A 22,358-nucleotide genomic window follows, 5' to 3' on the forward strand; every position below is an offset into this window, starting at 1 on the left:
ATACAAATAGATGTTAATTTGCTGCAATTTTCTTTCACCCATTGGGTGAAAGAATGGTTTTGGCTTAACGATTATAAATACTTGCTTAAAGGGTTATATGAGTAGATTGCACGTAGAATCTAGGTCTTATTTAAAGACTTATTTAAAAGCTTCTTCCTTTAAAATTGCTGCTTTATCCGTACGCTCCCAAGGTACGTCGAGATCCGTCCGGCCAAAGTGACCATAGGCTGCAACCTGACGGAAGATCGGACGTCTCAGGTCGAGGTCGCGAATGATCGCTGCCGGACGCAAGTCAAAGTGCTTGCTGACCAGCTCAAGAATTTTCTCCTCAGCCACTTTCCCGGTTCCAAAGGTCTCAACGAGGACAGAGACCGGCCTTGCAACGCCTATGGCGTATGCAAGCTCAATTTCACACTTGTCTGCAAGTCCAGCTGCTACAATATTCTTGGCAACATAGCGTGCAGCATAAGTCGCAGAGCGGTCAACCTTCGTAGGATCCTTCCCGGAGAATGCGCCGCCGCCATGACGGGAATACCCGCCGTAGGTGTCGACAATAATCTTTCTTCCCGTTAACCCGGAATCGCCCTGAGGTCCGCCCACGACAAAGCGGCCGGTAGGGTTGATGTAGTATTTGGTCTCTTCGTCCAGCAGCGCTTCAGGCACGACATGGCCAATGACATACTGCTTCAGGTCTTTCTCAATCTGCTCTCTGGTAACATCCGGGCTGTGCTGGGTCGAAATGACAATGGTATCAATTCTAACCGGTGTATCCCCATGATATTCTACCGTTACCTGGGTTTTTCCATCCGGGCGGAGATAGTCAAGGACACCCTTTTTACGGACCTCAGTCAAACGACGCGCCAGCTTGTGAGCCAACGAGATAGGCAACGGCATCAGCTCCGGGGTTTCGTTGCAGGCGTAACCGAACATCAGACCCTGGTCCCCTGCACCAATCGCTTCGATCTCGTCAGCCATTTGGCCGCTGCGATGCTCAAGCGCGTCATCCACGCCCATTGCGATGTCCGCGGACTGCTCATCAATAGAAGTGATCACCGCGCAGGTATCCGCGTCAAAACCGTACTTCGCGCGCGTATAACCAATTTCCTTGATAATGTCCCGTACCGTCTTCGGAATATCGACATAGCAGCTCGTCGTAATTTCACCCATAACCAGTACCAGTCCTGTCGTCACAGCAGTTTCACAAGCGACGCGCGCTTTGGGGTCGTTGGCGAGAATGGCGTCAAGAATGCCGTCAGAAATCTGGTCGCAGATCTTATCCGGATGTCCTTCTGTCACACTCTCAGAAGTAAAGAGTCTTTTTTTCACTTTTTCATGCCTCCTGAATTTCATCAATTTGTGTTAGTGTCTCATGCAGGACCCCAAAAGGCCTCTGCCGATGGTCTCAGCTGCGCAGCACTTTTCAGAACCGCCTCTTTGCAAATAAAAAAGCCCCTTCAGAAAAGAAGAGGCACTTCAGACTACTTAAGCACACCTCATCTCTCAGCCGTCCAAGTCGCGACTGTAGGATTTAGCACCTTTTTACAGAACAAGCGCAAGGTTTGCATATGAAATGCATACTTTCACCGTTCGTACCGGTTGCCGGGTTTCATTGGGCCTATTCCCTCCACCACTCTCAATAAGGATTCAATTATTTGTTTTTGACCATTGAAATTATAGCACAGGCATTATTGGATAGCAACCTATTTTTTTATTCCCTATCTTTGTAACCATTTCGTAAGGTCATTGTAATAGGCCGCTCCGGGAATTTTAGTATAATTGGTTTGGGAAGGTGATTCTATGCAACCACAATTTATCCGCATTGGGCGTAAATTTGCTACAGCCGCCCTTGCCCTGTCACTTATCACCTCGTCAGCTTTTGCTGACTATCAGCTTTATTATCAGAACAAAACAACCGAAACCATTACAAACGGTGTGCAGTACGAAAAACTGCTTCGCCTGACGGATGGAGGCTGGGTCAACGTCAACGTCCTGAAAGTTGATCTGCAAAACACAAATCTCAAAGTTAAACCCATCTATCCGACGCTTTTGTCCGCAAAAGCCAGTTTATCGAACATCTCAAAATCTTATGACAATCTCATCGGCTCTGTCAACGCTGACTTTTTTGATCCGGCGACAAGCTCGACCCTTGGTCCCATTGTAGATGAGGGCGACTTGGTCACGACACCAAATGGCGATACTCGCTTTGCCGCACTCAATATTACAGATTACGGCGTCCCATTCATTGATTATTGGGCTGACTATGAAATGAGCCTTTCAAATGGCAGTTACACAATGTCATTGAATTACATCAACAAGCCTTATCTGAATTACGACCGCGCCATCGTCTTTGATTCTAAATGGGCAGCAAAATCCTTTGGTAAAACAGCCAATGTCGCGATTCTTGAAATGTATGTCGAAAACGGTGTTGTCAGAGGCTTTCAGGAAAACGGAAACCCTTATCCGCTCACTGAAAACACCTTTGTCGTCGCAGCTGTAGGCACTAAAATCAAGGAACTGCGGGACAACTTCCGTGTTGGTGACACGGTGGAGATCGACTACAGCGACTCACTGAAAAATATTGACTTCACCATAGGCGGCGGCTCCGTCATGGTAAAGGACGGTAAACCCGTCAGTACCTACACGTTGAATATCGCCGGTCAACATCCAAGAACGGCAGCCGGGATCACGAAGGATAAACAACAATTGATCCTGCTTACGGTTGACGGCCGAACCAATAATTTCAGAGGCTTGAATCAACCCGAGCTCTCCCAGCTTCTAATAGAGCTTGGCGCTTATGACGCTATCAACCTCGACGGTGGCGGCTCTACAACTATGGTCGTCCGTCCGGTTGGCTCCACTGACCTCGACGTGGTCAATACCCCTTCTGACGGCGCAGAGCGCAGGGTACACAATGGCATTGGCGTGATCAGCACTGCTGAAGGCGGCACATTGGATCTGATTCTGTTGGAAGCCGCTCAGTCCGGAATTTTTGTCAACGCGCCGCTTGAGCTGTCTCTGAAAGGTATTGACGCCAACCGAAGCCCGGTCGAGATCGATCCGGCACAAATCAGCTGGTCGGTGACAGGCGTTGACGGCAGCTTTACCGAGGAAGGCTTTGTGCCTGCTTCTTCCGGCAAAGGTGTTATCACTGCGAATTATGGCGGCTTGACCGCTTCAAAGACTATTGAGGTCTATAAAGACGCAGTGGACCTGATCATCAAGCCATCCTCACTCCAGTTGAAGCTTGGCGAAACAGGAAACTTCAAGTTGTTCGCCATTGACGCGACCGGGCATCAAGCTGAGCTGCCAACAGATTTCGCGACATGGACCATTCCGGATCAACTGATCGCATTGAATCCTGACGGTACTTTCACTGCGGGAGTCAATCCAGGTAAAGGCGTGATTGCCGTGGAATATAATGGCATCAAAAAGCATTTGCCAATTGCAGTCGGCGAGTCCCATACGGTTCTGTTTGACTTTGAGCAGCCATCGGCAACCTTCCTTGGGTATCCTCAGGAAGTGACAGGAAGCTTCGTACCGCTTAAATTCAGCCCGAACGGCTCAATGGGCGGGCGGCTGATCTTTGACTTCTCGAAAACGGAAGCGACCAGAGCTGCTTATGTCATGCTGGGCGAAACCGGCGTCACCCTTCCGGAAGTCCCTGATAAGCTTGGCTTGTGGGTCTTTGGCAACTACGGCTACGAGCACATGCTAAAAGTCAAGCTCGTGGATGCTGACGGCAAAGCAGTCAACCTTGAACTCGCGCCGAGCATCAACTGGGAAGGCTGGAAATTCGTTGAAGCGGCTTATCCAAACGACTTAAAAGCGCCAGTCAAAGTGGAACGCATTTACGTGGCTGAGGATAACCCTGCGAGAAAAGATCGCGGTGTCATTGTAATAGACCAACTGGTCTCTATCAAGAAGAATGCCCTGGAAGTCAACCTCCCGGATGACGTAAATAAGCTGCCTAAACTTGAGTCTCAAAAAGTCAATACAAACGGCGGCACAACACTTCTAGTCTATGGTGGCTTTGAAGCAGGTACGCTTCTGAACGGCACTCCCGGGTCTAAGACGGATACCACCTATCTCAACTACGTCAACGCCGCAACACAGCTTAACAGATCCTCCAAGACCTATTTTGCAGGTCCTGTCGATTCTATGCTCGGCAACCTCATGGGTACTGAGGTTGTGGCTTCCAGCTACAGTGAATTTATTTCTGATCAGGTGGCCGTTGTCACCCTGAATGTCAAGAACAAGTCGATCATCAAATCGAACGCCAAGCAATGGCAGTCCTTCCTGGCGCGCACTAATGCCATGATCGCCGGAAGCGGCGAGAAATCCCTTATGATCGTCACCAACTCCACCCTCGACTTCTCAGATAAACTTGAAGAGACTCTCTTCTACGAAAAGCTTGAGCAGCTCTACAGTAAGGGGATTCGCACGACGATTTTCAGCGGCGGCGCTTCCAAAGATCCTGACCTACGCCTGACACGATACGCCAGCGTCGTCGACGTTCAGTCACTGACACCTTCCAGCACCTTTGACCTGAAAACAGGAGCCAAGGCAGTTGCTGTCAACCTGAAGGATGGCGCGATCACTTATCAGCTCAGAACAGTAACATTAAAGAAATAGCCTTACAAAAAACACAGCCGTGAAATTGGCAATCCACCAGTTTCACGGCTGTAATCTTTTTTGCAAATTCTAGGTTATGCCGCGAGCAGCGCGACGAACAACGGAATAGTCGCGATCGACAGCAGTGTGGAAATGAAGATAGCACGGCTGGCAAGCTGATAATCGCTCCCGTACTGAGCCGCTATAACGGCTGAATTAGCCGCAGCCGGCATTGCTGATATAACCACAGGGACGCCGAGCAGCAGCCCCTCAAAGCCCATGGTCATAAGTACAAAATAGACGCAGATAGGCATGATCAGCAATCTCAGGAGGGAAAAGGCGTAGACCTTCCAGTCCATGGTCAGTTGCTTGAAATCGCTGTCCGCTAAAATAAATCCAATAAACATCATAGACAGCGGCGTTGTCATGGATCCCACTAAAGTCAGCGCATCAAATATTGGAGCCGGCAGCTCCACCGACATCAGAAACAGGATAAAACCGGTCACAATGGCAACCAGACTGGCATTGACATGAAACTTCTTCGAGTGGACACTTGCTGAATCCGTATGGCGCTTCAGCACATGAACGCCATGGGTCCACACCAGAAAAGAAAACGGCAGATTGTAGATCGCCGCGTAAAAGACCCCCTGTGAACCATAAATCAGATTGATGACCGGGTATCCCATGTAGCCAAAATTCGAGAACAAAATTATGTACTCATAGACATCCATGGCTTTGCCGTCTACTTTCAGAAGCCAAGTCGCCGGTTTGACCATGAGAATGCCAAACACGTAAACTGAGAGAGAAATGACTAAAAACATAGCGCTGCTCTTCAGGACGGAGGGGGAAAACTCCATATTCATGGACGTAATCAAGAACGCCGGCAGCGTGACATTGAGGACCAAACCTCCCACTTCCCGGATCACGTCATCCGTGACGACTTTAAGCCGTTTGACGAATGCGCCAATCACTATGAGCAAAAATATGACAAAGACTTGCTGAAGTACCATTGGCAACGCTCCTTAGCTGCAAACCTGTAACCAGGCTCACCTCCATCCCCATCACTGCTTGGGAGGGTTACAGATATTCAAAGAAATCTGACAGACCGCTATTGATAAAATCGTATAATAACGGCTGATCTGCTGAAAAATCGCCCACTTTGGACAGGTACTGGCTAAGGTGACCATCGGCAAAACGCTTTTCAATGGTTTTCAGCGTTTCCTGGTCAAATGCCGCAACCAGCAATTGGTGGGACTCTGTCACAAAATAATTGGCAAAGACGTCGCCATTCAAATAGTAGATCCATTCCGACACATGAGCATTATCTTGATTGAACTCCGTGAAAAGCTCCCCCGCCAGGTAACTGTTGGGCATGAGCTCTGGCATGGACGTCTCAAACTCCGTGATAAACGCCGGGTCAAGTATGCTGTATAGGGTGATGTATTCCGTCTTGCGCAGCATGAAGGACGCCTCCACCGGGGATACCGCCAGCTGGTGCTTGAGCTCGCAGCTTCCAATCCAGCGGTGTGGATGATCTGGCAATTCGTTATGAAAGACAAGATCAAAAATGCGGACAAAATAGCCATTTTCATTTTCAATCAGAGCTTCACAGCGGAAATGCCCGGGTTCGGTCCCTTCTTTGACAATATTTTTGAGAAGTGTCGACTTCGGACCGTCCAAACGCTCGTCCAAGACGAGATCCCCCAGGTACAGAATACCCTCGGCATCCTGGCCATGGAGTCTCATGAGATAATAATGAAGATGCTCACATTCCGAGGCCGGAGACGGACCAAGACGTTCAAAAAGCTGTATGGCGCCTTCTCTGCCCAGTCCGTTTTTCTCATAGTCCTGCAAAATGAAACTGTACTGTGGCAGAAAATCATAGATAGCGTTTGGCGACTCCGGATCCACCGCATGAGCCGTAGCGACGAGATACGCGAACTCCGCGTAGGTAATGGGTTTAAAAGCGCCGCCAAGGCCTCCGGTCATCTCCAGGACCCGCTGCTCGATGCGCTCTTTTTCCATGGCGTCAAACTCATCATAAGCGTCTATGCCGTAATCCTCATAGTCTAAATGCAAAAGCTGATACAAGGTTTTTGATCCATCAATCCGCCAGCGGGCGACGACGCCAACAACACCCATAAGCCTGGTCGCCGTCGCTTGTGCGTCTATGAGCTCCGCTCGCTGTGAAAAAGGGCGGGAAAACCGCCCTTCTATTACTTTTCCCATATCGTTTCCTTTCATGCGGTTAGACAGCAGGCACTAACCGGCTCTGCACCTCTTTTGCAACCGCGTCTGCCCTTGTTTTCGCCTCTTCACCGGAGGTCGCCACGGACGAGACATAGATTTTGAGTTTTGGCTCTGTGCCCGATGGTCGAATGGCAAACCAAGTGCCGCCTTCGAGCTCATATTTGACGACATCTGACTTCGGAAGGCCGGTAGGGTCATTTTCAAAGTCAGTTATTTTTATGGTTTTGAGGCCGGCAACGACATCCATGCGGTCATTTCTGGCATTTGCCATGATCTGGCCGATTTGCGCCATGCCGTCCTTGCCCTCTCGCTTCAGGTTTACGAGTGTCTCAAAGTGGTATCCGTACTCTCTGTAGAGCGCTTCAAGGCGATCCAGCAAAGATTGCTTGCGTTTATAGTAGTACATCAGCATTTCGATAATCCAGACCGTAGAAATAACCGCATCCTTGTCTCTGACATCCGTTCCAATCAAATAGCCATAGCTTTCTTCATAACCAAAGAGGAAAGTTTTTGAGCCATCTTCATACTGGCGGATTTTTTCTCCTATAAATTTGAAGCCCGTCAAGGTGCTGACCACTTCAATGCCATTTTTCTTCGCTATAGCCGCGCCAAAATCCGAGGTGACGATTGTATCCAGGACAACCGGATTCTTTGGAAGCTCACGCAGTTGAGAGATCATGTAATCCAGAAGCAATCCGCCCGTTTGATTGCCAGTCAGTTTAATGTAATGTCCCAGGTCATCTCTGACAACGACACCCACGCGGTCGCAGTCCGGGTCCGTGGCAATGGCCGCAGAAGCGCTATAAAGTTCAGCATAAGCCACAGCACGCTCGTAGGCTTCCATTTCTTCCGGATTTGGCAGCTTGATGGTGGTAAAATCGCTGTCTTCTTCCATTTGCTCGAGGACAGGGATCAATCCTTTGAAATTGAGCGCCTCCAGCGCTTTCACAACCGGCCGTCCGCCAGTCCCGTGAAGCGGTGTGAACACTACCTTAAAGCCTTCAGGCGGATTCTGAAACATTGAAGGCGTGCAGGTTTTTGAGACAACACCATCAATGTAAGCCTGATCCACGGATTCAGACACAATTTCAAGAAGTCCTTTTGCTTTGGCAGCGGCCTCCTCCATATAAGAGACATCTTCAAAGGATTTGACCGCCAGAACATCCTCAATGACTTTGTCCGCCTCTTCAGGCACGAGCTGGCAGCCATCCTCCCCGTAGACTTTGTAGCCATTGTACTCAGGAGGATTGTGGCTGGCGGTGATGACAATGCCTGCGGATGCATTCAGATGGCGAACGGCAAAGGAAAGCTCCGGCGTCGTTCGAACACCTTCATAAACATAGGCTTTAATGCCGTTGCCGGCCATAACCAAAGCAGCCTCCAAAGCAAACACTTTGGAAAATCTGCGCGTATCATAGGCTATAACTATAGCGGGCTCTGGTCTTGCACCCCGTTCGAGTATATACTTGGCAAATCCCTGGGAGGCTTTTCGAATCACATAGCGATTCATTCGGTTTGTCCCTGCGCCTATGATGCCCCGCATGCCGCCTGTACCAAATTCCAGGTCTTTATAAAAGCGTTCCTCAATTTCCTTGGCATTGTCTTTTAGAGCCATAAGCTCCAGACGTGTGTCCTCATCCACATAAGGGCTGTCTAACCAATGCTGGTACACTTTTTGAACGTCCATGTTGATCCCCTCCTAAATGTCATGTTGTTTTCAGCAGTTCCTCAAGAACCGTAGCGAGCAGTTGGTCCCTGATGGTATTTAAATATAACCCGTTGCTCTTCAAAACATCAGGCAGCCAGCCCGGAATTTTTTTCCGGTCTTCTACCTGAATCAGAGGCTCACTGGAAAGGACCTCTTTTGACAACGCAACATCACTGATGATTCGAAAGCGGTCGATCCCGACTTTCTCGGCGCCATACTCCATCAAAGACAGGGCAATCTCAGCATAGGAAGCTGATGCATCAAGCTTCAGCAGTTCACAGAGCTTAGGAATGAGATCCTCAAATAAAAGCCTCTGAGGACTCTTATCCTTGATTCCAAGCAGCTCGGCAAGTTTGCCTATGACCGCTTCATCCATCTGAGAAAATCGCTCTATGTAGTAAAAATTATCACGCAATTGATCCACGTAATATTGACTGCCTTTGTATTTTCTGTAATGCTTCAGCGTATCAAAATACCCCATCTTCATATTGCGGTGAAGGGTTTCAGGAATCACTTCCAGCGTTCTTCCCAAATCTCCGGAAGGATATAGACGCGTGATTTCAAGACCCGCGCTGTCGAACTTTTGCTTCAGCCCCAGACCCTGAGACTCAACACAGATGATCTCTTTGAAGCCCTTTTGCTGAAGAAGCCTTACCGGCAGGTTGTCGTAGAAGCCGCCATCTATGTACAGCTTCCCGTCAATGCGTTCGAGTTTAAAGACCGGCAGATTGGCGGATGCCATCAGATACTCTGCAAGCATGCCGTCAGGCACTTCCGACAGATAGACATCCAGAGGCTTGAAGTCAGTCAGCGAGACGGTCACAAAGCCAAAGACTTTTTGAGATCTTCGAATGACCTCCTCCCGGACCGTACTTTTTAAAAGCCGTCTGAGAGGCGTGATATCCAGACCGCCTTCAGCGATGAACCGCTTAAATGATGCTCTGATTTTATTTAAATCTTCCGTTTCAAGATCCATGCGAATAATCTTGTCCATGAGTTTCTCGTCGCCATTAAAAACCAAAGACGGCTTCATGTTGTACCATATTTCCCATGCCAGTTCAAAGTCATCCTGAAGAATGTAGGCACCATTGATCGCGCCTATAGAAGTTCCGGCAACCCCGTCAATTTCGATGCCCAACTCTCTGAGCGCCTTCCAGGTACCCATATGATAGGAACCCTTGGCACCTCCGCCTTCGAGTACTAAACCCGCCAAATCGATCCCTCCAATACTGGGATTTAAAGGCAACTGACTTGGTTGCTCAGCCGCGCTCAACTAAGACCTTACGCTCTTACTAAAGTCCTTTATTCTCAATGACAGCAAACATAAGCATGCCTTTGCACGCAATTTCACCATCCACATAGGCGATGGCCTCACCTTTTCCAATGCCGCGGCGGAACGCGTGCAGCACGACTTCCATTCTGAGCTGATCTCCGGGTACAACCTGACGTTTAAACCTTACCTCATCTATACCCGCAAAAACGGCAAGTTTTCCTTTATTTTCTTCCAAACTCATTAACGCAACCGCACCGACCTGAGCAAGGGCTTCAACAATCAGCACACCCGGCATGATAGGATTCCCCGGAAAATGCCCTTGAAAAAAGGGTTCATTTACAGATACTGACTTTATACCCACCGCGCTTTTCCCAGGCTCAAAATTTTCAATTCGATCCACTAGCAAAAATGGATAACGGTGAGGAATGATTTTTTGAATTTCTATACTGTTTAACATGTTTGACCTCCTTAGCTAATCCGGCTAAATCTCAAGTGTTGTTTCTCCTGACAATGCTGCTGAACCTCCAACCCAGACAGACTGAATCCATGTCTGTTTCTGGATTTCTCCCTGTGGATTCTCCTCGTTAAAAATCGGGTCCATGTCCAGCGTTTCGCCGGATTTCTCTATCCATAAAACTCTGGCGTTGATTCTTGAAGGCTGATCCATCCACATGCCCTGCACAAAGCTCATAGCTTCCCCCATAGCGGGACTGGCGGCTTCTTTGTTGGCGTCAAATTCATCCGTACCGGAGGCTGGGAGAGACGCGCTTGCGTCGCCATTAACCGCTCCATAGGCGCTTAAATAAGCAGCCAGAGCCCCGTTGGATGTTCCTGTCGCCGACTCCTCCGCAATGCCGAACAATGGGGCGAAGTTGCGGCAACACGCGGTAACCGCCGGACGACTAGTCTCCTGGGTCAAATCGTGTCCTGATGCCAGAGCGAAGCAATGATATCCTGTGACGCCATTGACTTCGCTGATTTTTCTGATCTCCTCCAGGTCGGGCTGAATCGAACGCAACGCATCAATACTATTCACAGGCACCAGAATATCCTTTAATCCGGTGGAAACAATTTGAACCGGAAGGCCCGGCGCCTGTTGATCCTCTGACAAACCCAGTGACCAGAAAATCTCCTCTGGTTCAAGGATAGGTCCAAAGTCAGGTGCTGCTTGCTCCATCAGAATCTCTTCCGGAGAAACTTTGATTCTAAGCAATCCCGCTTTTGTTTCCTGAACCAGCGTTTGCCTTCCCTTTAAGTATCCAAGGTGCTCGAGAAGCCAAAAAGCTCCAATGGTCGCGTGCCCGCACAGTTCAACTTCTTCTGTCGGAGTAAAAAAGCGCACCTTATAGTCTGCAAGCTCGCTCTCCATGACAAATGCCGTTTCGGAAAAACCCATTCGGGCTGAAATGTCAAGCATCTGCGCCTCTGTCAGCGAGGAGACTCCAGGTTGAATCACGACACCTGCCGCGTTTCCGCCCTTTTCACCTTCAGTAAAGGCATGGATCTCATACACGTGAACCTTCATTGTCAATGCCCCCTGCTATAGCCGCTTTGTTTTCAACTTTAAAAATACGGCGCGTGGGAAATTTTCCAACGCGCCGTCATCCATTCTTTTATTGTCGACCGGTTAATCCCTAGCGCCGGCGGTGCGTCATCATGCTCTTCTCAAGCACGTCAATGTGTTCAAGAGACATGCCGGTTCCCTTGGCGACACAGGATATGGCATCCTCAGCCACGTAAGTCGGAATGCCCGTTCTCTTTTCGAGCATGCGGTTCAATCCATGCAGCAATGAGCCGCCGCCCGTCATGACAATGCCTCTGGCGCTGATATCAGACGCCAGCTCAGGCGGTGTCTTTTCAAGTACGGAGTGGACAGCATCACTGATTGCGTTGACCGGCTCTCTAAGTGCTTCGAGCATCTCTTCGCTGCTGACAGTAATATTTTTTGGAAGACCTGTAATCAAGTCTCTGCCACGGCAATCCATAGTTACAGGCTTTGGACGCGGCGAAGCCGTGCCGATCTCCATTTTAAGTTCCTCGGCAGTACGCTCTCCAATCAATAAGTTATGGGCTTTTCTCATGTATTTGATAATCGCCTCATCAAACTTGTCGCCGGCAACTTTTATGGATTTGCTGACAACAATCCCGCCAAGTGAAATCACCGCAATGTCCGCGGTACCTCCACCAATATCAATAATCATATTGCCATCCGGCTTTGTAATGTCCAGACCTGCGCCGACTGCTGCCGCTATTGGTTCCTCAATCAGGAAGGTTTTTCCGCCGCCCGCTTCAATGGTCGCATCAATAACAGCGCGCTTTTCGACTTCTGTAACGCCGCTCGGCACGCAGATTATGATCTTAGGTTTGATGAACCTGCGTGGACCACAGGTTTTATTGATGAAGTGGCGCAGCATTTTTTCGGTCACTTCGTAATCCGAAATGACGCCGTCCTTCAGCGGACGAATTGCCACGATATTGCCCGGTGTTCTGCCAAGCATCTTTCTTGCTTCTGAGCCTACAGAAAGTACGCGGCCCGTATCTCTGTCAATTGCGACCACTGAGGGCTCCTGAAGCACAATGCCTTTGCCTTTTATGAAAACGAGAACGCTGGCGGTTCCCAGGTCGATCCCAATTTCAGTGCCTAATCCAAACATAGCTGACCTCCTAATGTCTTTTCGTTTCAATGGGTAGCAGCAGAATGACTGCCAAAATATCTATTCCAAATCTGTTTGTCAGCTGTCTGCGCGCGAAATATTGGCACCCAGCTGCCGGAGTTTGTTTTCTATCTCCACATAGCCACGGTCAATATGATAAGTGTTTCCAATCTCAGTAGTCCCATCTGAAATTAAGCCGGCCAATATAAGGGCAGCACCCGCCCTAAGATCTGTTGCCATGACCTTAGTGCCATGTAGCGTTCTGACACCTGTAACGACAGCGCTGTGACCTTCAATCTTGATGTCCGCGCCCATACGGTTCAACTCTGCGACATGCATAAAACGATTTTCAAAAACAGTTTCAATAATGACAGAGGAATCTGATGCCGCAGCCATCAACGCCATAAACTGAGCCTGCATATCTGTAGGAAAACCTGGATATGGCAGCGTCGTGACATCCACCGAATTGATTTTACCCTGACCAATGACCCTCAGTGAGTCTTCAAACTCCTCAATGACAACCCCTGCTTCCTTCAGCTTGGCGATTATTGGTTTGAGATGACTCGGCACGACATTTTCAACCATAACATCCCCATTTGTAATCGCAGCTGCGACCATGTAAGTCCCGGCCTCGATGCGGTCCGGAATCACCTGGTGACGTGCCCCTTCCAGCCGCTCAACGCCCTGGATCCGAATAGTATCCGTACCGGCGCCTTTAACCTTTGCGCCCATCTTGTTCAAAAAGTTCGCCAAATCAATGATCTCAGGCTCTTCTGCAGCATTCTCGATAATAGTCGTTCCCGTCGCCATGCTTGCTGCCATCATGATATTTTCAGTTGCACCTACACTTGGAAAGTCCAGATAAACACTGTTGCCAATCAGCTTCTCCGCCCGTACTTCAATAAACCCTTCGCCGTGCTCCACATGAGCACCGAGAGCTGCAAAGCCTTTCAGATGGAGATCCACCGGTCTGGCGCCTATTGCACAGCCGCCAGGCATTGGTATGCGTGCAATGCCACATCTAGCCAGTAATGGTCCCATGACAAAAAAAGACGCCCGCATTTTCTGAACTAAATCAAACGGAGCCTCCGTCTGTGTAATGACCGGTGTATTCACTTCCAATATACCGTCCTGAATGCCGCTGACAACAGCGCCAAAGGCTCTGAGCACATCACTCATGACTTCAACATCTTTAAGCGGCGGCACATCCTCAAGTACACAAGGTGTATCTGCCAGCAGCGTGGCCGCCATGATAGGCAGCACTGCGTTTTTTGCACCACTTATTTTGACGCATCCTTTCAAAGGACCGCTTTTATTCACTAATATATTTGCCAAAATTGGCCTCCTCTCGCGATCGCCAAATATCCGCAACATTAATTGAAGCTTTTATAAGGTCGCCCCAGACATAATTCACCGCTTGCATTATATACAATTACGAAGGAAAGTTCAACCTCTTTCATTATAACGCAAAAATCGCCAAGCAAAAAGATAAAAGGTTCACGAGGGGATTATTTAGTACCGCGGGACAGATTTTATTCTTTAATTGCCAATTAATTGAACGATTATAGTATTAAAGAGACACAAAACCGTACAAATTAAAAAGCACCCCCGCACATGAAGCCAAAGCTGGGGCCAGCGCTTTTTACGCGGCTGACCCCAGCTTTAGCGAATCGTTCTTTAGTGCGTGAATGCTTCTTATTCAGGTTAGTTTTTTTCAGCCACTCTGATCCGGTTAGTCGCTCGAGTCAGTGAATCAATTGCTCTCGCGTAATCGAGCTCGCTGTCGCGTCGTTCAAGACGGTTCTGCGCACGCTGCTGAGCAGCTTTGGCCCTGTTCAGATCAATTTCATCAGCCCACTCAGCAGAATCCGTGACCACCGTTGTCTTGTCGTAGGTTACAGTTATGAAGCCGCCGCTGCATGCCGCGTCCCTGAACTTCTCCTCGCCTTGCATCCGCACGCGGACAGAACCGATGGCGACCGGCGCTACCATCTGCTCGTGGTCATACATAATCGCCATATCGCCTTCAGTGGTCCTGAGGACCACCATATCGACTTCCCCATTGAAGAATGTCTTTTCCGGCGTCACGATTTCAAGCAAAAATTTTGTTGCCACCTGGGCTCACCTCCTGGAGATCGATATAAAGCGCTATTTAAGGCTTCTTGCCTTCTCAACGGCCTCATCGATCGAACCAACATACAGGAACGCTTGCTCAGGAAGTCCGTCGTGAAGACCGTCGAGGATTTCCTTGAAGCCTCTGACCGTTTCTTTGACCGGAACATATTTTCCAGCGAAGCCGGTAAACTGCTCAGCGACGTGGAACGGCTGAGAGAGGAAGCGCTGAATGCGGCGCGCGCGCGCAACTACCGTTTTGTCCTCGTCAGAAAGTTCATCCATACCGAGGATGGCGATGATATCCTGAAGCTCTTTGTAACGTTGAAGAATTGCCTGAACGCGACGGGCGACATTATAGTGCTCTTCGCCGACAGTTTCCGGCGCCAGAATTCTGGAAACGGAGTCAAGCGGATCCACCGCAGGGTAGATGCCGAGCTCAGAGATCTTTCTTGAAAGAACCGTAGTCGCATCAAGGTGCGTAAAGGTCGTTGCAGGCGCCGGGTCTGTCAAGTCGTCTGCCGGGACATAGACAGCCTGAACAGAGGTGATGGAGCCTTTTTTAGTAGACGTGATGCGCTCCTGAAGGGCGCCCATGTCCGTTGCGAGGGTTGGCTGATAGCCAACGGCGCTCGGCATACGGCCGAGGAGCGCGGAAACTTCAGAACCCGCTTGTGTAAAGCGGAAAATGTTGTCGATAAACAGCAGAACGTCCTTACCTTCCGTATCCCGGAAGTACTCTGCCATAGTCAGACCGGTAAGTCCGACGCGCATACGCGCTCCAGGCGGCTCATTCATCTGACCGAAGACCATGGTCGTCTTGTCGATAACGCCGGATTCGATCATCTCGTGATAGAGGTCATTTCCTTCACGGGTACGCTCGCCAACGCCGGCAAAAACCGAAAGGCCGCCGTGCTCTTTAGCGATATTGTTGATGAGCTCCTGAATCAGAACCGTCTTGCCGACGCCGGCGCCGCCAAAGAGTCCAATCTTTCCGCCTTTGGCGTACGGCGCGATGAGATCGACGACCTTGATGCCCGTCTCGAGAATTTCAGTCTTTGTGACTTGCTCTTCGAATGGCGGCGCTTCACGGTGAATAGGAAGCACCGGTGATCCTTCGATGTCGCCTTTTTCGTCGATTGTTTCGCCGAGAACATTCAGAAGACGACCCAGCGTCACCTTGCCAACCGGCACTGTAATAGGCGCTCCAGTGTTGATCGCCTTTACGCCGCGCACCAGTCCGTCAGTTGAGGACATGGAGACACAGCGCGCAATGTTGTTACCGATATGCTGGGCGACCTCAGCCGTCAGCTTGATATCTTTATACTCGACGCGAATCGCGTCATAGATCTTCGGCAAATGTTCCGTCTCGAATTGAATATCGAGAACCGGGCCGATGATCTGTACCACTTTACCCTCCATATAGCTTTCACACCCTTCCAATCAGTTGGTTCCTAAGGGACAAGCCCTATTTGAGCGCTTCCGCACCACCGACAATTTCAGAAATTTCCTGCGTGATGGACGCCTGACGCGCCTGGTTGAACGACAGCGTCAAACTGTCGATGATATCCTCAGCGTTGTCATTCGCATTTTCCATTGCAAGGCGGCGCGCAGCCTGTTCTGCTGCCGCTGACTCGACAAGTGCGCCATAGATGGTGCTCTCGATGTACTTTGGAATCACATAGCTCAGTACCGTTTCCGGCGATGGCTCGTAGACCATGTAGCTCTCGTCGTCGCCCTCTTCCTCAACCTTTACTTCCTCAACTTTGGCTTCCATGACCATCGGCAAAAGCTTGAGCATGGTCGCCTGCTGGGAAATCGTGCTGATGAAACGCGTGTAGACGAGCTTGATTTCATCGACTTCTTCCTGGGAATACAGCTTCAAAAGATATTTGGCCATTTCCTGGGCATCCGAATATTGCGGATTTTCTGAAATATAGACATACTCGCGGACTACATTGTAATCGCGCTTTGTGAAGCTGTCTCTGGATTTTTTGCCGATGGTGATAATTTTCGCGCTGGATTTGTCCTTAATATCCTCAAATACCAGCTTCATGGCGTTGTTGTTGTAACCTCCGCACAGTCCGCGGTCCGCTGTGACTATGACATAGATGCTGTTCTTGACTTCTCTGTAATCCAGAAACTCATGCTTGACCTTTTTCTGTGTCTTCATGAGGTCCTGGACAGTTTCAAGAACGGTTTCAAAGTAGGGCCGCGTAATATCCATCCGGTCCCTGGAGCGCTTGAGCTTCGCAGTGGAAACCAGCTCCATGGCCTTCGTGATCTGCATGGTGGAGTTGACGCTTTTAATTTTGCGCTTTATGTCGCGCGTTCCCATTCCTGCCACTATCGATCCCTCCTAAGGTGACGTCTTCAGATCAGATAGCCTGATCGAGATCCTCGAAGGAAAATCCTGCCTTGAAGTTCTTGATGGCTTCTTCGAGCCCTGCGACGACGTCATCTTTGAGCTCTTTTGTCGAGCGGATGGCCGCACCGATTTCAGGACGGTGATCTCTCATATACTCAAGGAATTCTTTCTCGAACTTTTTGACAGCCTCGACCGGAATATCCATGAGGTGTTTATTCGTGACGGCGTAAATGATCATGATCTGGTCTTCAACGGACATGGTATCATTTTGCTTCTGTTTGAGAATCTCCATGAGACGGACGCCGTGGTCCAGAGTTGACTTGGTTTCTTTGTCGAGCTCGGATCCAAACTGGGCAAACGCCGCAAGCTCACGATACTGAGCGAGCTCGAGCTTGATCTTGGAAGCGACCTTCTTCATAGCCTTGATCTGGGCATCACCACCAACGCGGGAAACCGAGATGCCGGCGTTAACCGCCGGACGCTGTCCTGAGAAGAAGAGCTCTGACTCCAGGAAGATCTGACCATCCGTAATTGAAATAACGTTGGTAGGGATATAAGCCGAAACGTCGCCTGCTTGAGTTTCGATAATAGGAAGCGCTGTCAAAGAGCCGCCGCCCAAAGAATCGTTGAGCTTTGCAGCGCGCTCGAGGAGTCTTGAGTGGATGTAAAAGACGTCGCCAGGGTAAGCTTCGCGTCCTGGTGGTCTGCGGAGCAGCAGGGACATGGCGCGGTAGGCAACCGCATGCTTGGAAAGGTCATCATAAATGATCAGGACGTCCTTGCCCTCATGCATGAAGGTCTCGCCCATTGCGCAGCCTGCGTATGGCGCAATGTACTGAAGCGGTGCCGGTTCAGACGCCGATGCTGCGACTATGATGGTATACTTCATGGCATCATTGTCTTCGAGCGTTTTGACCAGCTGTGCCACGGTTGAGTTCTTCTGGCCTATGGCAACGTAGATACAGATAACATTTTCTTTCTTTTGGTTGATGATCGTGTCAATAGCTATAGTCGTTTTACCTGTCTGACGGTCTCCGATGATCAGCTCACGCTGGCCTCTGCCAATTGGAATCATGGAGTCAATCGCTTTAATGCCAGTCTGGAGCGGCTGATGGACTGATTTTCTCGCGATAACGCCAGGTGCAGGACTTTCGATAGGACGGAATTTCTCAGAAATGATTGGCCCTTTGCCATCAATAGGCTGGCCGAGAGCGTTGACAACGCGGCCAAGCAGACTGTCACCTGTTGGGACTTCAACTATGCGCTCTGTTCTTTTTACTAAGTCGCCCTCTCGGATAAAGGTGTCGGAGCCGAACAGAACCGCACCAACACTGTCTTCCTCAAGGTTCAATACCATGCCGTATACGTCGCCGGGGAACTCGAGGAGCTCGCCTGCCATGCACTTTTCAAGTCCATGGACTCTGGCGATGCCGTCGCCGACCTGTAATACGGTACCGGTATCTTCGACTTGAAGCTTGGATTCATATTTTAATATCTGTGATTTGATCACAGAACTGATTTCTTCAGGTCTCAGATTCATCTTCCTTATCACTCCCAATTCTCATTTAGAAAGCTCTAAACGACTACTTGCCGCAGATCTTCCTTGATTTGAGCCAATTTTTTGCGCACGGAACCATCAATCATTTTGTCTCCAATTTCAAGGACGACGCCGCCGATGATAGTGTCATCCACAATATTGACCAGAGATACTTTCATGCCGGCCAATTTTGACAATTTCTCTTCAAGGATTTGTATCTGCTGTTCTGTCATTTTGACCGAAGTTCTAGCCCGGCCTTTTACAAGACCTTCGCGTTCATCCACCATGGTGTCAAACAGCTTACGGATGTCTTTGAGCTCACTTTCCCGTCCCTTGTCGATCAGGACCTTAATGAAATTCAACACATCCTTGGAGACGTTCTCCGCGAACACTGCCTCCATGGCAGACTTCTTCTGCATCTCGCCAAGTGATGGCGTTTCAAACAGTTCTTTGAAGTCTGGGTTTTCAGCCAACGTGTCGGCGATCAACCCGAGATCGCGTCTGACTTCGTCCATCTGGCCAAGTTCTGCCGCGGCTTCCATCAGCGCTTCCGCATAGGCTTTCGCGACTAGTTGTGCCATGCTGTATCCCCTACCTCCTGAATGAACTGATCGATCAGAACTTTGTGCTGGTCGCCGTCAATGTCTTTGTGAATGACTTTGGAAGCGGCAAGGATCGCCATGTCTGCGATGTCATTCTTGAGCGTATTGATCGCTTTGACCTTTTCCTGCTCGATTTCTTTCTGGGTGGATTCTTTTATTTCTGTAGCTTTGTGTTCTGCTTCCTTGAGGATCTCGGCTGTACGCTTGTCAGCGCGCTGAACAGCTGATCTGACAATCTCTTTGCCTTCATCCTCAGCATTTCTGATCTTGTGAGAATACTCTGGAATCAATTGATCTGCTTCCTTCTTTTTGAGTGCTGCTGCATCAAACTGGCTCTTGACCTCGTTTTCGCGTTTCTCCATAAATGCCGTAACCGGCTTGAAGAGGATTTTGCGAAGCACCAGGAACAAAATCAGAGTGTTGGCAATCTGAACTGCCAACATCCAGTCAATTGCGACAAGACCCATTCTCAATTCGGAAGCGAGTACATACACATTCATTTATTCTGCCTCCTTTTTGCGGATTTTCACAACTGGCCCTGTTTTTACTAGATCAGTTTGATCAACGGATTCGCAAAGAGAAGAATCAGAGCGATAATGAGACCGTAGATACCTGTTGTTTCTGCGACAGCCGCGCCAAGGAGCATAGTTCTCGTAATGTCACCCTGTGCTTCAGGCTGGCGACCGACGCTCTCTGCGCCTTTACCTGCTGCGTAGCCCTGGCCGATACCAGGTCCTATACCTGCGATCATTGCGAGACCCGCGCCAATTGCAGAACATGCCAAGATAAGTTCTTTACCTGTAATCATGTGTTTTTTCCTCCTCTAGTCCTCAAATATGATTTTATAATGTCTCAGTCTTACACTAATGCAAGTAACGGATTTGCGAACATCAGGACAAGCGATATGATCAGCGCGTAGATGCCTGTTGTTTGTGCAACAGCTTGTCCCAGCAGCATAGTTCTGATGATGAGTGCCTTGTGCTTTGGTCGTTTTCCAACGGCTTCCGCACCTTTTCCGGCTGCATAGCCCTGTCCAATGCCAGGTCCAATGCCGGTGATCATGGAGATGCCTGCGCCTATGGCTGAGGCTGTCAGAACATAGATACTGCCGTCCATAGTGACCATAGGATTGCCGTACATCAGGATCAGAGCTATAACCAAAGCGAGGATGCCGGATGTCTGCGCAACCGCTTGACCCAGCAGCATGACCATGGTGATGTGCCGGTTGTTTCTTGGACTTCTGCCTACTGCCTCAGCAGCTTTGCCGGCTGCCATGCCCTGACCGATACCGGGACCTATGCCCGCGATCATGGTTAACCCGGCACCAATGGCAGAGCCCATAATAATGAACGTGTCACCCTGCATTGTAATAAACGGATTTCCAAACAGCATAATCAAGCCGATGACGAGTGCAAGGATACCGCTTGTTTCAGCGACTGCCGCACCCAAAAGCATGATCATGGTGATCTGCTTGCTATTCTTGAGGTTATCCCCGACCGCTTCTGCGGCTTTTCCCGCTGCATAACCCTGACCGACTCCCGGACCAATACCGGCGATCATGGCAAAGCCTATTCCTATTGCCGAAGCGCCCAAGATCAGTGCGTCTCGCTCAAAAGTCAGCAACCAGTTTATGAAATCATATAACAGATTGGGTAGTTCCACTTTTTCACCTCATTTCTTGAACTGGTTCAATTAATTTAATCCATAGCCATGGAGACGTAAACCATAGTCAGCATGGTGAAAATGAACGACTGCAGCAGCCCCGAGAAGAGGTCAAAATAAATGTGAAACACTGCGGGGACGCCAACTGCCAGAACCGGAATGTTCAGGCTGAGCAAGGCAGATGAAAAGCCGCCCAATGCGCCGTAGAGAAGACTCATGATAATCAAGCCGCCGACGATGTTGCCGAAGAGACGGAACGACAGAGAGATCGGTGTCGCCAGTTCACCCAGCATGTTGATTGGGAACAACAGGAAAAACGGTTCAAAGAAGCCTTTGACGTATTTTCCAATGCCTTTTGTCCTGATGCCGAAGCTGTGGATCATGAAAAACGTGATTAAAGCCAGTGCCAGTGTTGTGTTGATATCCGCGGTTGGCGGCCTTAATCCCAGCAATCCGGCCAGGTTTGCCACAGCCAGAAAGATCATCAGCGTACCAATATACGGAGCGAACTTGATGTTCTTTTCCCCCATGGTCTGTTTGGTCAGATTGTTGATCATTTTCACAATGGTTTCAACGACGATCTGACGTTTCCCTGGCACCATCTGCAAATTTCTGGTAGCGAGCCAAGCCAGCAATATAATGCCTGCCATGATCCACCAGGTGACTGTCACTGTTTCAGTGACTTGAAGGCCAAAGGGCAATTCTACAATCCGTGGTCCAAATCCTTCAGTACCCACTTCTATTCCTCCTTTCTTTTCGAAATGTTCATTGATTTTGAACTTGCTGATAACAACTGTGTCATATAAATGACCAGTTTTACGGTCAAAAGGCCTGCCACCGTACCCAGAACCTGAATCTGCTCAGAGAGGATGGAAACCAATATGGCGACCGCAACCAGTGAAAAACGGATAAAATAGTGAACTGTGACATAGGACTGAGCTTTTGCCGGCGGCATGGCAACCGCTTTTTCAATGGTCGCTCCAAGCTGTCTGAAATTCAGGATCCCCAGAAAGCTGCCGAAAACAAGGCCTAATAGATAGGGTGGCGCGCCGCTTCGGAAAAGAATCAAAAAAATGATGGCAAACACTGCTGAAAGCATCAAAGATCTCAGTGTCACTGCTTTCAGCAAGGCCCTGTGATTTTGCACTGGCGTCACTTCCTTTTGTTAGGGGGATGGTCTTTTGTCTTCCTCATGGCCAGCTTGAACAGCTCCATAAACGCCGTCATTGTACCAATCAATGTGAAAACAAGCAAAAAAATACCGTTGGTCCCCACCTTATCATCCAGGTAGCGTCCCAACAAGACGCCGCCAAAGATTGGCGTGATCATCATGAGTGCGATCTGGGACAACAACGCGAGGTTCTCATACATTTTATAACTTTGCTTTGACATCTTAAATCCGCTCTCAATCTTCATTTAGGTGCAAGTAAGGCCATCCTAAGAATACCATATTTTTCTCCGGATGTGGATAGTAAAGTAATCGCGAGATTACCATTATATGTAATAATTTAGCCGTATAAATGTTTTTTTGTCTACAAAAAAACGTATATTATTAATATTTTCGTTTATAATTTACAATAC

Annotated in this window: 21 protein-coding genes, 1 pseudogene and 1 riboswitch; of the genes and pseudogenes, 1 reads left to right on the plus strand and 21 read right to left on the minus strand. The window is 49.2% G+C overall.

Annotated elements, in window-relative coordinates:
* Window positions 1-138 precede the first annotated feature (138 nt).
* Window positions 139-1,326 (minus strand): methionine adenosyltransferase, encoded by a 1,188-nt coding sequence (metK, locus tag OEL90_RS13920; RefSeq protein ID WP_291400275.1) that lies wholly within the window; start codon window positions 1,324-1,326, stop codon window positions 139-141.
* Window positions 1,327-1,490: 164 nt separating this feature from the next.
* Window positions 1,491-1,643: riboswitch (SAM riboswitch) on the minus strand.
* A gap of 154 nt (window positions 1,644-1,797) precedes the next feature.
* Between metK and OEL90_RS13925 the strand changes: the two genes are divergently transcribed.
* Complete coding sequence (locus OEL90_RS13925) at window positions 1,798-4,632, plus strand: phosphodiester glycosidase family protein (RefSeq protein WP_291400278.1); 2,835 nt, start codon at window positions 1,798-1,800, stop codon at window positions 4,630-4,632.
* Window positions 4,633-4,706: 74 nt separating this feature from the next.
* On the opposite strand, the gene OEL90_RS13930 is transcribed toward OEL90_RS13925, so the two are convergent.
* The 20 genes and pseudogenes from OEL90_RS13930 to OEL90_RS14020 form a co-directional block, all read right to left on the minus strand.
* Window positions 4,707-5,621, minus strand: a complete 915-nt coding sequence (locus OEL90_RS13930) for an AEC family transporter (RefSeq protein ID WP_291400280.1) — start codon at window positions 5,619-5,621, stop codon at window positions 4,707-4,709.
* Between the two features lie 67 nt (window positions 5,622-5,688).
* Window positions 5,689-6,840 carry a hypothetical protein gene (locus OEL90_RS13935; protein ID WP_291400282.1) on the minus strand — a complete coding sequence of 384 codons (1,152 nt, stop codon included), beginning with the start codon at window positions 6,838-6,840 and terminating at the stop codon, window positions 5,689-5,691.
* Window positions 6,841-6,859: 19 nt separating this feature from the next.
* Window positions 6,860-8,548: a phospho-sugar mutase gene (locus OEL90_RS13940; protein WP_291400284.1), complete on the minus strand. Its 1,689-nt coding sequence runs from the start codon at window positions 8,546-8,548 to the stop codon at window positions 6,860-6,862.
* A gap of 19 nt (window positions 8,549-8,567) precedes the next feature.
* Complete coding sequence (locus tag OEL90_RS13945; protein ID WP_291400286.1) at window positions 8,568-9,782, minus strand: patatin-like phospholipase family protein; 1,215 nt, start codon at window positions 9,780-9,782, stop codon at window positions 8,568-8,570.
* A gap of 79 nt (window positions 9,783-9,861) precedes the next feature.
* Complete coding sequence (gene fabZ / locus OEL90_RS13950; protein ID WP_291400288.1) at window positions 9,862-10,299, minus strand: 3-hydroxyacyl-ACP dehydratase FabZ; 438 nt, start codon at window positions 10,297-10,299, stop codon at window positions 9,862-9,864.
* Between the two features lie 24 nt (window positions 10,300-10,323).
* Window positions 10,324-11,367 (minus strand): PhzF family phenazine biosynthesis protein, encoded by a 1,044-nt coding sequence (locus tag OEL90_RS13955; protein WP_291400290.1) that lies wholly within the window; start codon window positions 11,365-11,367, stop codon window positions 10,324-10,326.
* 109 nt (window positions 11,368-11,476) lie between these two features.
* Entirely contained in the window at window positions 11,477-12,496 is a 1,020-nt protein-coding gene (locus tag OEL90_RS13960) for a rod shape-determining protein (protein WP_291400293.1), read from the minus strand.
* Between the two features lie 78 nt (window positions 12,497-12,574).
* Window positions 12,575-13,831 (minus strand): UDP-N-acetylglucosamine 1-carboxyvinyltransferase, encoded by a 1,257-nt coding sequence (gene murA / locus OEL90_RS13965; RefSeq protein ID WP_291400294.1) that lies wholly within the window; start codon window positions 13,829-13,831, stop codon window positions 12,575-12,577.
* A 369-nt stretch (window positions 13,832-14,200) separates the two neighbouring features.
* Entirely contained in the window at window positions 14,201-14,611 is a 411-nt protein-coding gene (gene atpC, locus OEL90_RS13970; protein WP_291400296.1) for an ATP synthase F1 subunit epsilon, read from the minus strand.
* A gap of 33 nt (window positions 14,612-14,644) precedes the next feature.
* On the minus strand, window positions 14,645-16,030 hold the full coding sequence (gene atpD, locus OEL90_RS13975) for a F0F1 ATP synthase subunit beta (RefSeq protein ID WP_291400298.1): 1,386 nt from the start codon (window positions 16,028-16,030) through the stop codon (window positions 14,645-14,647).
* Window positions 16,031-16,076: 46 nt separating this feature from the next.
* The gene (atpG, locus tag OEL90_RS13980) at window positions 16,077-16,946 is read right to left on the minus strand and encodes an ATP synthase F1 subunit gamma (protein WP_291400360.1); all 870 of its coding nucleotides are present in this window, start codon (window positions 16,944-16,946) and stop codon (window positions 16,077-16,079) included.
* A 40-nt stretch (window positions 16,947-16,986) separates the two neighbouring features.
* Window positions 16,987-18,516 carry a F0F1 ATP synthase subunit alpha gene (atpA, locus tag OEL90_RS13985; RefSeq protein WP_291400300.1) on the minus strand — a complete coding sequence of 510 codons (1,530 nt, stop codon included), beginning with the start codon at window positions 18,514-18,516 and terminating at the stop codon, window positions 16,987-16,989.
* Between the two features lie 35 nt (window positions 18,517-18,551).
* Window positions 18,552-19,094: an ATP synthase F1 subunit delta gene (gene atpH / locus OEL90_RS13990; RefSeq protein WP_291400302.1), complete on the minus strand. Its 543-nt coding sequence runs from the start codon at window positions 19,092-19,094 to the stop codon at window positions 18,552-18,554.
* Window positions 19,082-19,615, minus strand: a complete 534-nt coding sequence (gene atpF / locus OEL90_RS13995; RefSeq protein WP_300689545.1) for a F0F1 ATP synthase subunit B — start codon at window positions 19,613-19,615, stop codon at window positions 19,082-19,084. Before atpF ends, atpH begins: the two co-directional genes overlap by 13 nt.
* Window positions 19,616-19,662: 47 nt before the next feature.
* Entirely contained in the window at window positions 19,663-19,923 is a 261-nt protein-coding gene (atpE, locus tag OEL90_RS14000) for an ATP synthase F0 subunit C (RefSeq protein WP_291400306.1), read from the minus strand.
* 50 nt (window positions 19,924-19,973) lie between these two features.
* Window positions 19,974-20,507, minus strand: a complete 534-nt coding sequence (atpE, locus tag OEL90_RS14005; RefSeq protein WP_414635025.1) for an ATP synthase F0 subunit C — start codon at window positions 20,505-20,507, stop codon at window positions 19,974-19,976.
* Window positions 20,508-20,516: 9 nt separating this feature from the next.
* Window positions 20,517-20,777 (minus strand): annotated as a pseudogene (locus tag OEL90_RS15240) (ATP synthase Fo subunit C); the annotation flags it as partial.
* Between the two features lie 35 nt (window positions 20,778-20,812).
* Window positions 20,813-21,514, minus strand: a complete 702-nt coding sequence (gene atpB, locus OEL90_RS14010) for a F0F1 ATP synthase subunit A (protein WP_308207484.1) — start codon at window positions 21,512-21,514, stop codon at window positions 20,813-20,815.
* A gap of 2 nt (window positions 21,515-21,516) precedes the next feature.
* Window positions 21,517-21,924: an ATP synthase subunit I gene (locus tag OEL90_RS14015; protein ID WP_291400310.1), complete on the minus strand. Its 408-nt coding sequence runs from the start codon at window positions 21,922-21,924 to the stop codon at window positions 21,517-21,519.
* A 5-nt stretch (window positions 21,925-21,929) separates the two neighbouring features.
* Complete coding sequence (locus OEL90_RS14020) at window positions 21,930-22,169, minus strand: AtpZ/AtpI family protein (protein WP_291400312.1); 240 nt, start codon at window positions 22,167-22,169, stop codon at window positions 21,930-21,932.
* Window positions 22,170-22,358 lie beyond the last annotated feature (189 nt).

The organism is Acidaminobacter sp., from assembly GCF_030247605.1.
GTDB lineage: Bacteria > Bacillota > Clostridia > Peptostreptococcales > Acidaminobacteraceae > Acidaminobacter.

What these genes read in the sequence shown, in the direction of transcription:
- OEL90_RS14020 (WP_291400312.1), bottom strand. Translation starts at nt 22,169, where the DNA reads ATGTCAAAGCAAAGTTATAAAATGTATGAGAACCTCGCGTTGTTGTCC.
- OEL90_RS13930 (WP_291400280.1), bottom strand. Translation starts at nt 5,621, where the DNA reads ATGGTACTTCAGCAAGTCTTTGTCATATTTTTGCTCATAGTGATTGGC.
- OEL90_RS13925 (WP_291400278.1), top strand. Translation starts at nt 1,798, where the DNA reads ATGCAACCACAATTTATCCGCATTGGGCGTAAATTTGCTACAGCCGCC.
- atpF (WP_300689545.1), bottom strand. Translation starts at nt 19,615, where the DNA reads ATGAATGTGTATGTACTCGCTTCCGAATTGAGAATGGGTCTTGTCGCA.
- atpE (WP_291400306.1), bottom strand. Translation starts at nt 19,923, where the DNA reads ATGATTACAGGTAAAGAACTTATCTTGGCATGTTCTGCAATTGGCGCG.
- OEL90_RS13940 (WP_291400284.1), bottom strand. Translation starts at nt 8,548, where the DNA reads ATGGACGTTCAAAAAGTGTACCAGCATTGGTTAGACAGCCCTTATGTG.
- atpG (WP_291400360.1), bottom strand. Translation starts at nt 16,946, where the DNA reads ATGGGAACGCGCGACATAAAGCGCAAAATTAAAAGCGTCAACTCCACC.
- atpH (WP_291400302.1), bottom strand. Translation starts at nt 19,094, where the DNA reads ATGGCACAACTAGTCGCGAAAGCCTATGCGGAAGCGCTGATGGAAGCC.
- OEL90_RS13955 (WP_291400290.1), bottom strand. Translation starts at nt 11,367, where the DNA reads ATGAAGGTTCACGTGTATGAGATCCATGCCTTTACTGAAGGTGAAAAG.
- atpD (WP_291400298.1), bottom strand. Translation starts at nt 16,030, where the DNA reads ATGGAGGGTAAAGTGGTACAGATCATCGGCCCGGTTCTCGATATTCAA.
- fabZ (WP_291400288.1), bottom strand. Translation starts at nt 10,299, where the DNA reads ATGTTAAACAGTATAGAAATTCAAAAAATCATTCCTCACCGTTATCCA.
- OEL90_RS13960 (WP_291400293.1), bottom strand. Translation starts at nt 12,496, where the DNA reads ATGTTTGGATTAGGCACTGAAATTGGGATCGACCTGGGAACCGCCAGC.
- atpE (WP_414635025.1), bottom strand. Translation starts at nt 20,507, where the DNA reads ATGCTGTTTGGAAATCCGTTTATTACAATGCAGGGTGACACGTTCATT.
- atpA (WP_291400300.1), bottom strand. Translation starts at nt 18,516, where the DNA reads ATGAATCTGAGACCTGAAGAAATCAGTTCTGTGATCAAATCACAGATA.
- OEL90_RS13935 (WP_291400282.1), bottom strand. Translation starts at nt 6,840, where the DNA reads ATGGGAAAAGTAATAGAAGGGCGGTTTTCCCGCCCTTTTTCACAGCGA.